The following is a 2,142-nucleotide window of genomic DNA, read 5'->3' on the forward strand; positions in this document are numbered from 1 at the left end:
CGGGCCGGGCCGGGGCGGAGGCGACGAGGACCTCGCCCTCCCGGTCCGCCGGCGCCGGGCGTGCCGGCGCGAGCCGGGCGGGCGCGCGGTTCTCGATCGTCGTATCCTCCTCCTCGTCGGCGCCGCCGTTGAAGACGTTCCGCAGCCAGCCCACGAGCGTCGAGCCCGACCCGCCGCTGTCCCTGGTCTTCGCGTCGTAATAGGCGAGCGCCGTCGTCTTCGACTTGCCGTATTTGGCGAGCGCGCGCTCGAAGCCCGGCAGCGGCTTGCCGTCGGAGGGGATGTACATGGTCTCGCCGCTCGGGAAGAGGGCGAGGAGCTGGTTGCGGGTCATGCGCGGCCAGTGCCGCACGCTGCCGGTGTCGAGATGGACGAAGCGCGAGGCCGAGGTCGGGTAGTAGCCGACGCCGCCGACCTGCAGCCGCATCGCGGTCTCGCGGATCTTGGAGGAGGGCACGCCCGGGATGAAGAAGTCCATCGCGCGGCCATGCGTGTGCTGGCTGTTCTTGGCGACGCCGCGGCTGCGCGAGCGCAGCATGTTGTTCGTGGCCGGCGCGCGGTAGGCCGATACGATGTGGATGTATTGGTTGGTGCCGAGCCGCTGGTAGACCGACCAGATCAGGTCGAACAGCTGCGGATCCATGCGGGTCGGCTCGTTGCGGCGCCAGTCGCGCAGGAAGTAGTTGAGCTTGTCGAGGACGGCGCGGTCGTAACGGCCGTTTCGCTTGAACGTGAATTCGCCGCGCTCGCCGGTATGCGTATAATAGAGCTTGAGGGTCCGGTCCCCCTCGCGGGCAAGGGCTCCGCCGGTGATGGCGGCGAGGATCAGCGCCGTAAGGGCGCCGACCGCGATCCAGGCACGCACGCCCGGTGCTGGTCTGAAGGCCATGTGTTCCAACCGCGGAATGTCCTTGCTGTGGGATCGCCCCGTTCCCCCCGGTCCGGGATCGCCCCTGCCTAGCCCCTACGCACCCTGGTCCACACCCTAAATTGCGTCGCGTGGCAGAATTTGGACGAAGATCGCTATTTCGCCAGAATTCCGAGCGCCGCCTGCATCTTGGCATCGATTCCGTACAGATCGGAGAAACGATGTACCACGCCGTCCCCGTCCGCTTCCATCGTGAAATAGGCGAGATGGACAGGGATCGACTTGGTCAGGTTGATGCGCCGCTCCGGTCCGCCATAGAGCTTCTGCAGCCTCGCGGCGTTCCATTCCGGCTCGAAGGCCAGCACGGCGTCGGCGAAGGCGAGCGGATCGTCCACCCGCACGCAGCCATGGCTGAAGGCGCGGATGTCCCGCTTGAACAGGCTCTTCAGCGGCGTGTCGTGCAGATAGACGGAGAACTGGTTCGGAAACATGAACTTGATCCGTCCGAGCGCATTCTCCTCGCCGGGTGGCTGGCGGATCCGCAGGCTGCGCACGTCGATGGCGGTCCAGTCGATCGTGTCGGGGCGGACGACGCGCATCTGGCCGCCGGCCCGGGCGAGCACCTGGTAGCCCCGGCGGGCGAAATATCCGGACGGGTCGGACTGGATTTCCGGCAGCATCTCCTTCGAGACGATGGATGTCGGTACGTTCCAGTACGGATTGACGACCAGATGGTCGATCGCGTTCGAGAAGAGCGGCGTCTGGTTGGTCGGCTTGCCGACCACGACGCGCGTCTCGAACGTGGTCTCGCCCGCCTTCACGATGCGGAGCTTGAACTCCGGCACGTTCACGAAGACGTGAAAGGTCCCCATGTCGCGCGGCATCCAGCGCCAGCGCTCCATGTTGACGATGATGCCGGCGATCTCCTCGGCGCGCGTCGTCGGGTTGAGCTTCGCGATCGTGGCCGGCCCGGCAATGCCGTCCACGTGGAGCCGGTGCGCCGCCTGGAAGGCCTCGACCGCGCGGGCGAGCGCCGCGTCGTAGAGCGTCGCGTCGGAGGCGGCATCGGCCGGCACCGCGAGCCGCGTCCGCAGGAGCGCGACGCGCTCGCCGCGGCTGCCGGTCTTGAGCGCGGGGCCGTCGGGGATGGCGACCACCTCCGGCTGCTCCGCGGAATTCCTGAGGCGCGCGAGCGCGGCCTTGAGCGCCTGGTATTGCGGCTGCGGCGGCTCGTAGCCGGCGAGCGCGGCGGCGGCGTCGGGCGCCGCGGCGAG

General features: G+C 68.4%; 2 protein-coding genes. Both read right to left on the reverse strand.

All coding sequences use genetic code 11. The annotated features are described in order from the left end of the window. The coding region (mepK, locus tag E4O86_RS22850; protein WP_161142839.1) for a peptidoglycan L,D-endopeptidase MepK at positions 1–889 on the reverse strand (889 nt) is incomplete at its 3' end. Positions 890–1,023: 134 nt separating this feature from the next. Beyond that, positions 1,024–2,142, reverse strand: a 1,119-nt coding sequence (locus E4O86_RS22855) for a L,D-transpeptidase family protein (protein ID WP_161142840.1), incomplete at its 5' end; no start/stop codon positions are given.

The sequence above is a fragment of the Propylenella binzhouense genome (genome assembly GCF_009866965.1).
Taxonomy (GTDB): Bacteria; Pseudomonadota; Alphaproteobacteria; order Rhizobiales; family Afifellaceae; genus Propylenella; species Propylenella binzhouense.